11 protein-coding genes are annotated in these 13,322 nt (G+C 61.0%); 8 read left to right on the top strand and 3 right to left on the bottom strand.

Translation table 11 applies throughout. The features are described from left to right. Positions 1-325 precede the first annotated feature (325 nt). A complete protein-coding gene (locus JF539_RS02055) occupies positions 326-916 on the top strand; it encodes a DUF6101 family protein (RefSeq protein WP_209016962.1) in 591 nt (196 codons plus the stop codon). 61 nt (positions 917-977) lie between these two features. Here JF539_RS02055 and ubiA read toward each other — a convergent pair whose 3' ends face one another. Next, positions 978-1,922 carry a 4-hydroxybenzoate octaprenyltransferase gene (ubiA, locus tag JF539_RS02050; protein WP_207138696.1) on the bottom strand — a complete coding sequence of 315 codons (945 nt, stop codon included), beginning with the start codon at positions 1,920-1,922 and terminating at the stop codon, positions 978-980. A 310-nt stretch (positions 1,923-2,232) separates the two neighbouring features. Between ubiA and purD the strand changes: the two genes are divergently transcribed. The 6 genes from purD (at position 2,233) to JF539_RS02020 (ending at position 10,583) form a co-directional block, all read left to right on the top strand. Then, positions 2,233-3,510, top strand: coding sequence for a phosphoribosylamine--glycine ligase (gene purD, locus JF539_RS02045; protein WP_207138695.1), 1,278 nt, complete (start codon positions 2,233-2,235; stop codon positions 3,508-3,510). Between the two features lie 103 nt (positions 3,511-3,613). Next, a complete protein-coding gene (locus tag JF539_RS02040) occupies positions 3,614-4,534 on the top strand; it encodes an alpha/beta fold hydrolase (protein ID WP_209016961.1) in 921 nt (306 codons plus the stop codon). A 337-nt stretch (positions 4,535-4,871) separates the two neighbouring features. Next, positions 4,872-7,955 carry a putative bifunctional diguanylate cyclase/phosphodiesterase gene (locus JF539_RS02035; protein WP_209016960.1) on the top strand — a complete coding sequence of 1,028 codons (3,084 nt, stop codon included), beginning with the start codon at positions 4,872-4,874 and terminating at the stop codon, positions 7,953-7,955. A 169-nt stretch (positions 7,956-8,124) separates the two neighbouring features. After that, positions 8,125-8,976 carry a patatin-like phospholipase family protein gene (locus JF539_RS02030; protein WP_207138693.1) on the top strand — a complete coding sequence of 284 codons (852 nt, stop codon included), beginning with the start codon at positions 8,125-8,127 and terminating at the stop codon, positions 8,974-8,976. Between the two features lie 238 nt (positions 8,977-9,214). Next, a complete protein-coding gene (locus JF539_RS02025; protein WP_209016959.1) occupies positions 9,215-9,502 on the top strand; it encodes a hypothetical protein in 288 nt (95 codons plus the stop codon). 220 nt (positions 9,503-9,722) lie between these two features. After that, complete coding sequence (locus JF539_RS02020) at positions 9,723-10,583, top strand: MBL fold metallo-hydrolase (RefSeq protein WP_207138692.1); 861 nt, start codon at positions 9,723-9,725, stop codon at positions 10,581-10,583. 58 nt (positions 10,584-10,641) lie between these two features. Here JF539_RS02020 and rsmD read toward each other — a convergent pair whose 3' ends face one another. After that, complete coding sequence (rsmD, locus tag JF539_RS02015) at positions 10,642-11,205, bottom strand: 16S rRNA (guanine(966)-N(2))-methyltransferase RsmD (RefSeq protein ID WP_207138691.1); 564 nt, start codon at positions 11,203-11,205, stop codon at positions 10,642-10,644. Then, complete coding sequence (locus JF539_RS02010; protein ID WP_207138690.1) at positions 11,202-12,590, bottom strand: pseudouridine synthase; 1,389 nt, start codon at positions 12,588-12,590, stop codon at positions 11,202-11,204. Before JF539_RS02010 ends, rsmD begins: the two co-directional genes overlap by 4 nt. 150 nt (positions 12,591-12,740) lie before the next feature. On the opposite strand from JF539_RS02010, the gene JF539_RS02005 reads away from it, so the two are divergent. Continuing rightward, positions 12,741-13,208, top strand: coding sequence for a nucleoside deaminase (locus JF539_RS02005; protein WP_236042327.1), 468 nt, complete (start codon positions 12,741-12,743; stop codon positions 13,206-13,208). The last annotated feature ends 114 nt before the right edge of the window (positions 13,209-13,322 follow it).

The raw sequence follows: 13,322 nt of genomic DNA, 5'->3' as shown, positions 1-13,322 counted from the left end.
CCGGCTGTTGTTTACGCTCCGGAGGGGTGCACTGCAACCATTGCCGACAAATGTAGGGTCTGGCCGGCCGATCTTCACTGGAAAACGAAGGAGGGCTCCGCGGCGGTTTGCCGGCAGACCACCGACGCCCTCGCCCGCGATGCTTTCATATCAGCCACTTACCACCGGACGCCACACTCCTGAATCAAACCTTACCGCTTTACTTACAATCCGGTAACTGTCTTTGAAATCAGACTTTTTTAACCGTGTATCTTAAGCGGTTCACGACTCTTGCCTGCTACCTTTCAAGTCATCGAGAGACCAAAAGGTCCGGCGGAGAGTCATTGTGAGACGTCAAACAGAAACACAGGAACTGCCAGCAACCGGGACCGGCATACAGACCATGCCGCATCCCGGTTGCCTGCCGGCACGCCTCGAGCAGCGGCTCGAATCCCGGCCCGGCACGCCCTCGCTGCCCGCCGAGATTTTTCTCGACCGGGACAAGGCCATCATCAAGCGCCGGATCGCCGGCGTGCCGGTGACGGTTGTCGTTCCGACCAAGGCCTTCGACGGGGTCATGGTGCGCATCGTCCCGGGCGACGCGCCGGGTGAAATCGTCGCGGCCCTGATCCTGAAACATCCCGACAGCGCACTCTCCATCACGCTCGCGGAGACCGAGCATTCCGACGATCTGGCGCTGTTGTGGAGCCAATGGGCACAAACCTTCAACCTGCCGATGCTGGTCTGCGACCTCGGTGGCAAGGTCAAGCCGATCGAAGCCTATAGCGCCGTGGCCGCCGCAAAGCCCGCTCCGCGCCGGAAACTGCGCCTCCTGACCGGGCGGCGCCCGCGCTTTCTGAACAGACGGCGCACCGGCGAACGGCGGGAGACCCACGCCAGCTACGCTCACGAGCGCGAGATCATCGCCCGGAGCTGAGGCGACACGCCCCTTCAGTCCATCGGCTTCAATTGGCTCCGTAAACCGGGGCCTTTTTGCGTCAGAGCCATCCGATCAGGGCGTCCGCCAGGAACCCGGCGAAGAGAATCCAGCCATATGTGGTATTCGAGCGGAACAGCTTGAGGCACTGGTCGGCATCGTCGATATCCAGGACCACGATCTGCCATCCCAGATGCACGACACCCGCCAGAATGCCGACAAAGGCGGCCGGTCCGGCATCCGCAAGCATCGCCGCCAGAGCGAACAATACGGTCGCGAAGCTGTAGAGCGCCATCAGCGCCGGCTTGGTGCGGTCGCCGAAGAGACGGGCCGTCGATTTGACGCCGACAAGCGCGTCGTCCTCCTTGTCCTGATGGGCATAGATGGTGTCGTAGCCGATCGTCCAGCATATCCCGCCGAGATAAAGCAGAACCGGTGCCCAGGCGAGAGAGCCGAACTCCGCCGCCCAGCCCATGAGCGCGCCCCAGGAGAACGCGAAGCCCAGAAACAACTGCGGCCAGTCGGTGACCCGCTTCATAAAGGGGTAGACCGCAACCGTCAGCAGGGAGGCGATGCCAAGCCCGATGGAAAAGGTGTTGAACTGCAGGAGCACCAACAGTCCGATCAAAGCCTGGAGCAAAAGAAAAACCTTGGCCTGGAACTTGGTCACCTGGCCGGCGGGAATGGGGCGCGAACGGGTGCGCTCGACCTTGCTGTCGATGTCGACGTCGACCAGATCGTTGTAGGTACAGCCCGCGCCGCGCATGGCGATCGCGCCGACAAAAAACAGGAAAAGGTGCCAGGGGTCGGGCCAGCCATGGCCGGCGGCAATCGCGGCCAGCGAGGCGGACCACCAGCACGGCCAAAGCAGGAGCCACCAGCCGATCGGCCGCTCCCAGCGGGCAAGGCGTGCGTAGGGGCGCAGGCCAGCCGGCAGGCGCGTGTCGACCCAGTGCCGCTTGACCGCGTCGGAAACCGGACCGGTATCCCTCGTGGAAAACACCATTTGAGCACTTACCCCGTCTATTCGATTGTTCCGACTGTCGTGAAAGGGCCTGGAGCAGCTGGCATTTCCGCCGACAAACCAGATTCGGATTTGCCGAGAACCTTATCGCCAGGCGTCATACCACCGCAAGCTGCCAGGGTTCAAATGACGTGTGGCGGACGGGCGCGGCAAAGAGTGAACAGATCGGACCGGCCTCTGCCGATTGAAGCGCCTGCCCCCACGTGCTAGACCGCGCGGCAACAAGGCGGGAGCGGCGGTTCGGCGTCTCCCGGCCTGACTTGAGAAACGAGCTCAAAGAGACCCTTAACTCATGAACCTTCTCCTTATCGGATCCGGTGGCCGCGAACATGCGCTGGCCTGGGCGCTGGTGAAATCCCCCAAGCTCACCAAACTCTATGCCGCGCCGGGCAATGCGGGGATCGCGCAGATCTCGGAGCTGACGGATCTGGACGTTTCCGACCATGCCGCGGTGATTGGATTCTGCCGGGACAAAGATATCGGACTTGTCATTGTCGGTCCGGAGGCTCCCCTGGTCGCGGGCCTGGTCGACGATCTGGAGGCCGCCGGCATCAAGGCCTTCGGACCGAGCAAGGCCGCCGCGCAACTCGAAGGCTCCAAGGCGTTCACCAAGGGCGTTTGCGACGAGGCCGATATTCCCACGGCCGGTTACGGCCGCTTCGCCGACAGGGACGCGGCGCTGACCTACGTACGCGAAAAAGGCGCTCCGATCGTGGTCAAGGCCGACGGGCTCGCCGCCGGCAAGGGGGTCGTCGTGGCGATGACCCAGACGGAAGCCGAAGACGCGGTCACAGCCTGTTTCGAGGGCTCCTTTGGCGCGGCCGGTGCGGAAGTCGTGATCGAGGAGTTTCTGGAGGGCGAGGAAGCCAGCTTCTTCGTACTGTCCGACGGGGTCAATGCCCTGCCCCTGGCCACCGCCCAGGACCACAAACGGGCCTTCGACGGCGATCAGGGACCGAATACGGGTGGCATGGGCGCCTATTCCCCGGCTCCGGTGATGACCGATGCCCTGGTATCCGAGGTGATGAGCCGGATCATCGAACCGACAATCGCGACGCTTGCGGCACGAGGCACACCTTTCAAGGGCGTTCTCTATGCCGGCCTGATGATCACGGCGGACGGGCCGAAACTGATCGAATACAACACGCGGTTCGGCGATCCGGAATGCCAGGTCCTGATGATGCGTCTGAACGGCGACCTTCTGGATCTCCTCCTGGCGAGCGTGGACGGTACTCTCGACAAGATGTCCGCCGACTGGAAAGACGAGGTGGCGCTGACCGTCGTCATGGCTGCCAGGGGCTATCCCGAAAGCTACGAAAAGGGTACGGAGATCAAGGGACTGGAACAGCTAAGCTCCGGCAGTCTCGAAGTTTTCCACGCCGGCACGAAGCGCGACGGTGCGCGCCTTGTCGCCAATGGCGGACGCGTTCTCAACGTGACGGCGCTTGGGCGGACGGTGCGCGAGGCGCAACAAAACGCCTACGATGCCGTCGCAAGGATCGACTGGCCCGAAGGCTTCTGCCGAAGCGACATCGGCTGGCGGGCCATCGCGCGCGAATCCGGCGATTAAAGTCTGGGCGAAAATCCGAGCGTTCGGCTCGTGTTCAACCGGCAGGCACAACGACACGCTTGGCAACCGCGGGTGAAGACAGTTACGATTCCGTGACCTGGTGATGTGGGGGGCCGATTTGGAAAACGAATTGCCGGATTTGTTTCCGGGCTACGAGAGCGTCACGATTGAAGCCGCCGGAACCGGTTTTTATTGCCGGATCGGTGGCTCCGGACCGCCGCTCCTACTCCTCCACGGTTACCCGCAGTCCCATGTGATCTGGCACAAGATCGCCCCGCTGCTCGACAAGCATTTCACACTCGTCCTTCCGGATCTCCCCGGCTATGGACAGTCTTCCGTTCCCCCTATGACACAGGACCACTGGCCGTACTCGAAGCGATGCATCGCCAGCAGTTTGGTCGAGATGATGCGGGGTTTCGGCCACGAGCGCTTTTTCCTCGCCGGTCATGACCGGGGCGGGAGGGTCGCCTACCGCATGGCGCTCGACACTCCCGATGCGCTCGAACGGCTCGCCGTCCTCGATATCCTTCCCACAAGTGAATACTGGGACAGGATGGACAGGACCTTCGGCCTCAAGATCTACCATTGGACCTTTCTGGCCCAACCGGCGCCTTTTCCGGAAGAACTCATCTCTTCCAGCCCAATCCACTTCCTGGAACACACGCTGGCGAGTTGGACAGCGGAAAAGAATCTGACCTGTTTTTCGGAAGCAGCGATGATCCACAACCGGGCATGGTTCCGCGATCCCGACCGGATCGCAGCGACCTGCGAGGACTACCGGGCGGGTGCGACCATCGACTATCTGCACGACAAGGCGGACCAAGAGGCGGGGAACATCATTCAAAAACCGCTCCTTGCGCTTTGGGGCGGCCTGGGTATCGCAACCAGCGTCGACGACCCCCTATCCGTTTGGCGGCCCTGGTGTCCGCAAGCGATTGGCGCAGTCCTCGACTGCGGCCATTTTCTACCGGAAGAATCGCCTCACGAAACGGCCGAACATTTGTTGAATTTCTTGCTCTCGTAAAAATTGAATAGAAACCCGGACCTGACCTCTTGTTGCCCCAGAGAAATAATTGAATTCTTTTCATTAAGATTTCAAATTCGGCAGCTTTTACCTTTATTCTATTAACAACTCTTAACAACCCCATTCAATACAATTTAACGAATAATCGTTACTGTTGGAGATGGCAGTAACCGCCTGCAGGCTTGCCGCTGCGCCGTAAGCGTTGTCGCCAAAGTGGCTGTTTTGCAGGACGAAAAAGCAGATAGGGCTGCTGGGGGTATTCGTGCGGAATGCAAACGCGGAAATTCTAAGTGACAGGCAGCGGCCCGGTGACGATGCTTTTCGCTCGGGGAGACCCGTGAGCTTCCTCGACAGGCTCATCGCGCCCGACATGGACGAAAAATCCCGATTTGAAAAACCGCTAAGGAAGATCTTCCTCACCCTGCTGGGCCTTACCGTGCTTGCCGCCGGGGTACAAAACATCCTCTTCGGCTATCGGGACTTGAATGCGCCGGGAGATCTTTTTGCTCAAACCGCAGAGCGGTTGATGGCGCAACAGCAAGCTCTCGCGTCGGAATTGCTTGATCGCGCGGCAGACGGCATTCAGGCCGACAAGGTCCTGCGACACGCCATCCTTCAAAGAAGCACCGCACAAGTGGCGGAGTTTTCAAACAGGATGCTCGCAGAGCAGTCCGGCGATATCGATATCGCGGAGTTTGCGGTCTATGCGCAGGATCGCGCGCTTTTGTACAAAACGGCCGGACCCGGCGCTTCCGACCCAGCCTTGCCCGTCAAGATCCCGTCTCGCGACCCCGGTGGCACGGAGGACAGGCTGACCGTCAGCCTAAACCGCCCCCTGTTCAGTCACGGGCACGCTTTCGGACATCTTGAGCTGACCCTGGACGTTGCCCCCGCCCTCACCATTGCCAGTTCGGCAGCCGGCGGAGAACTCCTCAAGGTTTCAAAAGACCGTGTTTCCCGCCTCCAAATCGCGACGACCGCCGGACACGCAGGCGCTGGCGGCCTTGAAATTTCGGGCTTCGAAAATGAAGTCCGGGATAGCGCACGTGGCCAGCCTCGGGGATCAGACGGTTTCATCTGGCAGAACGGTCGCATCATCCTGGCACGCACGTTGCCGGCCAAGATGCTTGCAGGCAATTCCCCCCATAGACTTGTCCTGGCAATGGACGTTACGGAGGACGTCTGGACCTTTCTGAAAAGAACCTTCTGGTCAGTGGCGATCGGCACCGGACTGGTTCTGGCCGCCTGGGCCGCCGTTTCCCGGTTGATGTCGAGGATGCAGACCTCCGTCAAGCTGACTGAATCCCGTCTTGAAGACGAAGTGCGTGAAAATTCCGAAAAACTCAAGCACAGCGCGCTGCAATTGCTCGAAGCGCAGCGCGTCGCAGGCGTCGGAAGCTGGGAATTGGATCTCAACACCAATGAAATACATGCTTCGGAAGAATTTTTCCGGATCATGGGTATCGCGGCCGACACGCCTCCGAAGGAGATACGCGAAATCATCTTCCGATCGGTTCTACCTGACGACGCCGTCAGAATCCGAGGCTTGTTCGACCAGGCGATCGCGGATTGTGGGGAGTTTGAGTTCGAACACCCACTTTTCCTGAAAGACGGAACAACCCGGTATTTACATACGCGCGGATACGTGCTGACCGGACCGGACGGAAAGGCCGCGACGTTCTTCGGCGTCGCGCACGATATTACGGAGCGCTGGCAGGCCGAACGGCGAAACAAGCTGCTCGCGAGCATTCTGGAGACCTCACTCAACGAAATCTGCATCCTGGACGCCGACAGCCTGGAGATCGAGTACGCCAACAAGCGCACACATACCAATCTTGGGTATGCGCCCGAAGAGCTCAAGCACCGGCCGATCTGGGAAATCAATCCGGTATATGACAAGGAAACTGTTCGTCAAAAGATCGCCCCCTTGCTGTCCGGCCAGGAAGCGAACCTTTCCGCCGAAATCCAACATGTCCGCAAAGACGGAAGCAAATATCCCGTCGACTTGCGGGTGCAACTGATGTCGGATCATCAACGGAAACTGATCGTTGCCATTGCGAACGACATTTCGGAGCGCGTGCAGAGAGAACAGGAGACGCGCGATGCAAAAATCCGCGCGGAACGGCTGGCCTACTTCGACCCGCTCACGAAACTGTCCAACCGCAGAGCCTGCCAGCATGACGCCGCCGAGCGTTTCGCCGGGACCGAAAAGCCCTCTTTCCTTTTCCACGTGGATCTGGACGCATTCAAGCGGGTGAACGATACGCTCGGCCACCTTGCCGGTGATTATTGTCTGGAAGAAACCGGCCGCAGGCTCCGCGAGATCTCCAGAGGACTCGGCACACCCTACCGTTGGGGCGGGGACGAATTCGTCATCATCGCCGACAGCAGCACCGCCGACCCGAACGTCCTGTGCGAACGCGCCCGGCGGGTGATGCGCATGCCCATGGAGTTTAACGGCAACCAGTTCTGGCCGACGGTCAGCATGGGCATCGCCCTTTGTCCGGAGAACGGTGCGGATTTCGACACACTGCTGGTTCACGCCGACCTGGCGCTCTATCACTCCAAGGAGCATGGCAAGGACCGCTTCACCTTTTTCTCACCCAACATGAAGAGGGACAGCGAGAAGGAAGCCCAGATCGAGCTTGAACTCCACCGCGCCATCCAAAACGACGAGTTCTTCCTGGTGTTCCAGCCTCAGGTCAACCTGAGATCTCATACGGTCACCGGAGTCGAGGCGCTTGTGCGCTGGCAGCATCCCGAGCGCGGCGAATTGCCTCCGTCAGAGTTTCTGCCCTTCATCGAAAGGACCCGGCTTGCGCCTATTCTGGGTGAATTGGTCATCGACAAGTCGCTGGCGGCCGCGCGAGCCTGGCTCGACGCCGGACTGGAGTTCGGGCGCATCGGGATCAATATCTCCCAGTCTCACCTGGCCGCGGGCTCGCTGGTCGAGCACTTCAAGACCGCCATGAGAAAATACAACATCGAACCGGAACGGGTGACCGCGGAAGTGGTGGAGTCCGTCTTCCTCGATGACAACCGGTCCGGCTGCCTGACCGCCCTGAAGGAGCTGTTCGCTCTCGGCATCCACATCGAACTGGATGATTTCGGCACCGGTTACGCATCCCTCACCCATGTGGCGGATCTGCCGATCAAGGGCCTGAAGATAGATCGCTCCTTCACGCTGCAGATGCTGCATGACGACCGGAAGGCGACCGTCATCAACCAGCTCATCGGCCTGGCGCGTTCCTTGAACGTCAGGGTGGTGTGCGAAGGGGTCGAGACGGAAGCCCAATACGACTGCTTGAAATTGATGGGCGATTTCTCCATCCAGGGCTATCTGATCGCCAGACCGATGCCTTTCGACCGCATGACGGACTGGATGTCTGAATCTGCGGGCGACCTGTACTTCGTGATCTGACCTTCCCGGCCGCTCCAGGGGCCCGGACCGGAGACCGGGACGGAGGAACCTGAAATTCTGCCCCTCCGGGCATTCGGGGCGTGGCCAGGCGCGGCATTTCAAATCTTGCGCTTGGCAAAGCCTTTCGGACATCCCATCTCATTCGAAACAGAGTTTCAGGACGTTTTTCATGCCTTCCTCTTCGACTTCGCCCCGGATCGGTCTTGCGCTTGGCAGCGGCGGCGCCCGCGGACTGTCCCAGATCCCCGTTCTGGAGGCCCTCGACGAACTGGGCATCAAACCGGTCAAAATCGCCGGATCGTCAATCGGCGCAATCTTCGGCGCGGCCTATGCCAGCGGACTTAGCGGACGCGAGATCCGCAAGCTCACCCTCGACCTGTTCGCGGACCGCAACAGCGTTCTTTCAAGGCTTTGGCAGCTTCGACCGAAACGGTTCCGCGACGTGTTTCGCTCCGGACCCGTGCAATTCGATCCGGAAAGGGTGCTGGAAGTCTTCATTTCCGAACATCTGCCGCACCGGTTCGAGGACCTGAATATCCCCCTGCGCCTGGTCGCCACGGATTTTTACGCCTGCGAGGAAGCGGATTTCGAGAGCGGCCCGCTCCTTCCCGCAATTGCCGCCTCCATCGCGATTCCCGCGATATTCCGGCCTATGCAGGTAGATGGCCGCCACCTGATCGACGGCGGCGTATCCAATCCGCTGCCGTTCGATGGCCTGCGCTCAAGCTGCGACATTGTAATCGCAGTCGACGTTGTCGGGGCGCCGGTGCGGCGCGGGGAACGGGAGGACATCAGCATGCTCGACAGTCTTTTCGGTTCCAGCCAGATCCTCATGCAGAGCATCACCCGGCACAAACTCGCGACGGATCAGCCCGATATCCTGATTCGGCCACCGCACGACTCAATCCGTGTTCTTGACTTCCTCAAAGCCGACCGCATCCTTGAAAATGCCGAGCCCCTGAAGGAAATAACAAGGAATCATCTTACAGGTATCCTTGAGGACGTAATGCAATCTACTTAATCAATACAGGCAGTAATTATCCACATCGCCAAGTTTTATTTCGCTCGGAAACCTTTTTAACCATTCCTTAAGACAGCAGGCAAATAATTTCCCGATAACGCCAATGCAACATATCGAAGGCAGGCGGTCGTCACGATGAACCGGAACAAACCGGACCGGGCGAAACTTGCCAAGGAGCGCGTCGATGCGGCCATCGGGTTCAGCGGATTTGGACAATTGTCCGGTTTCGGATGACATTTTGAAAAAATTGCTCGACGCGACATTCAACGCCGTCGCCGAAGTGGGCGAACAGATGCCGGAAAACGACCGAGCGGCCCTGGCTGTCTATTGCTATCGGCGCGGTCATTTCCGGGAGCTGGGCCTGTCCCTGGCAGCCATGTGCAGCCGGACGTCTCTGGTCTCCGAAGCCGGTCACGCGGGGGAAGTCATCTACGCGCAAGCCAAGAACACGAGCATGAAAAGGGACTTCGCGTCCGACAGCAGATCCAGAGGAGGCAAGGCTCCCGTCAGCCTGCATGTCGTTTAGGCACCAGTTCAAGCAGACCATTCCGGGGCAGGTTAACCTCCCACCCGCCCCCACCTCAGGCAACCGCGCGCGTTCCTTCCAACGCAAGCCGGTTGCCTTTTCTTTTTGCAGCGCCTCAAAAACCATCGGACGGTCATGAAAGTCGCCGCATTCTTCGTCTTGCCGCGTTGGCTCAACCCTCTACACTTATGGTCATGTGTGTTTATCGGGATAGCAAACCATGACCGCAAACGCCGCCGAATGCATCAGATCCATTTTCTACCGACTGCTCGGCGCTCCGGCCGCGCGAGCCCTGCCGGGGCTGTTTCTGCTGGCTTGCTTCTCCCAGCCGGCCTTCGCCGTTTGCCAACTGGTCGCGGAGGCCCCCTATAAGTCGCCCGGTCCGGGAGAAGTCCGCGTGTGGCGTGCCGCCCTGCAGGCGGGCGAGGTTCAGATCCGCTATATCGGCCATTCCACCTTCGAGATCGAAACACCTTCCGGCGTGCGGATCGCAACCGACTACAACGACAGCATCCGACCGTTTCTGCCGCCGACCGTCGCCACCATGAACGGCGCGCACAGCACCCACTACTCGCTCAATCCCGGTCCGGGCATAGAGCACCTGCTCTACGGCTGGAATCCCGAGGGCGGTCCGATGGACCACGACCTGACCGTCGACGATGTCCGCATAAGGAACATCCAGACAAACATCCGCGGATGGGATGGCGAAACCCGCCGCCTGGGAAATTCCATTTTCATCTTCGAAGTGGCGGACCTTTGCATTGCGCATCTCGGCCACTTGCATCACCGGCTGACCCAGGAAGACCTGACGCGGCTCGGGCAGATCGACATTGTCCTGGCGGCAATCGACAATTCCTCGACCCTGCGCCTGGACAGCCTCATGGATGTCCTGAAGAGCATCGGTCCGGCCATGGTCATACCGATGCATTTTCATTTCGCAGGCGCTTTGCAAGCCTTTGTCGCCCGCAGCACGGAAGAGGGCTACGAAATCGTCCGTGCGGAAACGCCGAAGCTGATTGCAAGCCGCTCGAACCTGCCGGCCAAACCGACGGTTTACATCATGATGCCGGGCGGGGCGTAACACCGGCGACACTTGATGGATACCCGTTCAGATGGGTTTCCGTTCATTGCGGATCGCATCAGGTCCCGGGACAGTATCTTAGAAAAACAACCTGACTGTCGCCGGCCTGCCGGCGGTCGAGTTCTTCAAACCCGTCGGGGACCGTGACCTCCGCGGACGCGCGTTCCTCCAGAACGCAAATGGCACCCGGCTTCAACCAGCCGCCGGCCGCAGCCGAGGCAAGCGCTTTTTCTCCGAGCTCCCTGCCATAGGGCGGATCGGCGAAGGCAAGAGCGAACGGCTCTATGGTTCCCGCCGCGCCAAGACGGGTCGCGTCGCGCCGGAAAATCTTGGCGACGCCGTTCAGCCCGAGCGATTCCATATTGCGGCGGATGACACCGCGCACCTCCGTTCCCTCCTCGATGAAGGTGCAGTGGCGCGCGCCTCGGCTCAACGCCTCGAACCCGAGGGCGCCGGTGCCGGCGAAAAGGTCCAGTACCCGGACCCCGTCCAGATCGACATCGAGCCCATGCGCCAGGATATTGAAGATCGTCTCCCGCAACCGGTCACTCGTCGGCCGGGTTGCCTGCGATTTCGGTGCACTCAAAGCCGCTCCCTTGAAGCGGCCCGCAACGATCCTCAAGACCGGCCTCCGTCACGCGGACGGCCACGGCCCTTCGGTGGTCCCCGGCGATCGCCGTTATCGGAATCGGACCTGCGTTGCTGCTGCTTGTCCTCCACAAGGCCTTCTTCCCCCCAGATCCGCCTTTGCGGCGGAGCGGGACGTTCTTCGCCATAGTTCTTGCGGGGGCCGGGGTCCTTCGTCATCCGGAAACGCGAGCGCGGCGAAACCTTCTCCTGACGGGGCCCGGCGTTCTTGCGCTTGCCCTGTTTCTGCTCCGCGCGGTCCGCCTTGGCGGCCTTGCGCCGGTCGGTCTCGCTCTTGCCCTCGCGCGCCGACAGCCATTTTCCCTGGCCGCCCTGTTCCCTTTGACCCTGAGACCGGTCGCCCCGGGATCGGTCACCCCGGGAACGCTCACCTTGATGCCTGTCGCCCGGTTTCGCCGGAGCCCGTCCGCCTCCGGCCGGTTTCCGGGAGGTCTCGTCTTTCGGCTGGTGAAGAATGGGTGCGTCGAAATCCGCCCCGGCCTCTTCCGCCAGCTTTTCGCCGAGCTGGTCGCGGAGGACCCGACCGCGGATTTCACGCACCTCCCCTTCGGCGAGGTCCATCAGCTGGAACGGTCCGTAAGAGACGCGGATCAGCCGGTTCACCGACAGGCCCAGATGTTCCAGGACCCGCTTGACCTCCCGGTTCTTGCCTTCCCTCAGAGAAACCGTCAGCCAGACATTGTCGCCCTGTTCCTTGTCGAGCGTCGCCTCGATCGCACCATAGAGCACGCCGTCGAGCGCGATCCCGTCCTGGAGCCCGTCAAGATCGGCCTGGGTGACCTTGCCGTAGGCCCGCACCCGGTAACGCCGCAGCCAACCGGTGGCCGGCAATTCCAGAACCCGTGCGAGCCCGCCATCGTTGGTGAGGAGCAAAAGGCCCTCGGTGTTGATGTCGAGACGGCCGACGGTCAGGACCCTGGGCAGGTCCCGCGGCAGCTTCTGGAACACCGTCGGACGGCCTTCGGGATCCTTGTTGGTGGTCACGAGGCCGCGCGGCTTGTGATAGAGCCAGAGCCGCGTGCGTTCCCGGGTCGGCAGCGGATTACCGTCCACAAGAACCTTGTCGTCCGGCGTCACCGTCACTGCGGGCGTGGTCAGGGGCTTGCCGTTGAGTTCGACCCGACCCGCCTCGATCCAGGTTTCCGCCTCCCGGCGCGAGCACAATCCGGCGCGGGCCATCACCTTGGCGATGCGCTCGCCCCGGCTGGCCGTCTCGTCGGAGATCCGGTCGCTCTCAGGCTCGGACCGCGTTTTCCGGCCGCTCTTGGGAGCGGACTTTCGCGGGTCGGAGTTGCGTTTGTCGCGGCGCGGGCCGTTCGCGGTGCCCGGTCGCTTGGGGGTGAATTTTCTTGTCGTCATGCGCGCGTTCTACCAGAGCTTCGGCTCTTCGGGAATCGCTTGTTTCGATCCTTGCGTCCGGGCGCGGGTTCACCGGGTAGATTTGCCAGTACCGGGCGGATCGTGCAAAACGCTTCAACACGCTCCGCCATCGTTTCAGGGTGACACCGCATGACCGTTTCTTCCGGCCCGGAAAGCCAAACGACTTTCATGGACCTTGCACTGAAGGAAGCTGAATTGGCGGCCCACAGAGGGGAAGTGCCCGTGGGCGCCGTTCTTGTGCGGGACGGCGAGATCCTCGCCTCGGACGGCAATCGGACCCTGGAGCTGAACGACCCGACCGCACACGCGGAAGTGCTTGTCATCCGCGCCGCCGGCACGCTTCTCCAGTCCCAGCGCCTCGCCGATTGCGACCTCTACGTCACCCTTGAACCCTGTCCCATGTGCGCGGCGGCGATTTCCTTTGCCCGGATCCGCAGGCTCTATTACGGAGCCGGCGACGAAAAAGGCGGCGCCGTCGATCATGGCACCCGCTTTTTCCGGCAACCGACCTGCCATCATGCGCCCGAGGTCTATTCCGGCTTCGGAGAAACGCGCGCCGCCGCATTACTGAAATCCTTTTTCCAAAGCAGGCGCTAAACCCGTGTTGCAAGGCAGCAACACGTTTTGCACAACTGTCTGCGCACATCACTTTGTTAAGAACAGCTTTCTAGAAGGAGGAACACGCACCGTCCATGTCTCCGCCTGGGCGAA

Origin of the sequence: Roseibium aggregatum, assembly GCF_017309185.1 — a bacterium.
Classification (GTDB): Bacteria; Pseudomonadota; Alphaproteobacteria; order Rhizobiales; family Stappiaceae; genus Roseibium; species Roseibium aggregatum_B.
The sequence above is the reverse complement of the archived record's forward strand: the minus strand, read 5'-3'. Positions and strand labels throughout refer to the sequence as shown.